This window comes from bacterium (genome assembly GCA_024228115.1).
Taxonomy (GTDB): domain Bacteria; phylum Myxococcota_A; class UBA9160; order UBA9160; family UBA6930.
In genome coordinates this window covers 1-1117 of the sequence record JAAETT010000304.1, presented here as the reverse complement: position 1 = coordinate 1117, position 1117 = coordinate 1, and the positions used below count along the sequence as shown (strand labels likewise).

Genomic DNA, 1117 nt, shown 5'->3' with positions numbered 1-1117 from the left:
TTCCGCCGTAAGTTTACCCACATTCCTAAACACGCGTATGACCTCGACATGGTTACCCACGCCGTGATCATGTAGCAGTTGTTTGAGTTCGGGCGTTCCGAATTTGTTAATCGCAGCTTGTGCGAGCGCGACTGCTTCCGGTAGATTATCCCCACCGATGTCGCTATCATTTTCAGAGTTTATACGCCATTCACTCATCAACTGGTCATGTGCACCGGTCTGCGCCGCTGAGATCGCCTGGACTTGTTTTGCGTAGAAATCAACTGCTTGTTGTGCCTGATCCTGCGAAAGGCCCCACTCTTTGAACAGTGGAGCTGCTTCTGCAAGGACTGCTGTGTCAAGCTGTACATCCTCGGGCAAAGTAAAGTCGGCATAACCGTCAGAGCTAGATTCAAGGCTATCACCAGTATCTCCTGTGCCGAGATCGGCATCAGTAGTCTGACTGTCAACGTTCTGACCGTCAGCGTCCATTGCAGCCACACTCGCTGCGTTATCACTTGTCACTGCATCACTACTTGTCACTGCATCATCCGCGCCATCGGTGTCACTCACCGTCTGGACTGCTACTACACTACCATCTTCATCGCTCATATATCATGCTCCTTCAGCATCTGTATAAAATCATCTGGTGCTGCTGCTTTAAGCTCACTTGCAAGCCACAAACCGTGAACTTGTAAACCCGCATTCCTGGCATGTTTGTATGGGTCCACATCAAACGTCGTGTTGCCCATACCCGTATTCAGTAGACACCGAGCCATGAACGCCCTGCCAGGCCTGTCGCTCATCAGTTTACGTATGTACAACAGCTCCAGTTCCCGCGATTCTACACCTTTAGATAGCTTTTGACTATCAATCTCGTCGTACTGCACTACTGCGCACCTGCTTGCTGCATCGCGGCATTGAGGACGCTGTCACCAGCCGTGCTTGTCTCGGACGCAGTCTTCGCAACGTTCGCACTCTGCTCTGCTTGTGCCATCGCTTGGGCTTGTGCCTGAGCTTGTGCTTCCGCGTCGGCCATCGCCTGCGCTTCATCATTGCTGTTCACCATGGATGGATCCACACCCAGTGCTCCTGCGTACTCATCCACGGACTTGTTAATATTGATCTTGTGACGTGC

3 protein-coding genes are annotated in these 1117 nt (G+C 51.8%); all 3 read right to left on the bottom strand.

The annotated features are described in order from the left end of the window. A partial coding sequence (locus GY937_13570; GenBank protein ID MCP5057736.1) for a hypothetical protein occupies nucleotides 1–591 on the bottom strand: 591 nt, incomplete at its 3' end. Continuing rightward, entirely contained in the window at nucleotides 588–869 is a 282-nt protein-coding gene (locus tag GY937_13565) for a hypothetical protein (protein ID MCP5057735.1), read from the bottom strand. The genes GY937_13565 and GY937_13570, both read right to left, overlap by 4 nt. Next, nucleotides 869–1117, bottom strand: a 249-nt coding sequence (locus GY937_13560) for a phage tail protein (protein MCP5057734.1), incomplete at its 5' end; no start/stop codon positions are given. The genes GY937_13560 and GY937_13565, both read right to left, overlap by 1 nt.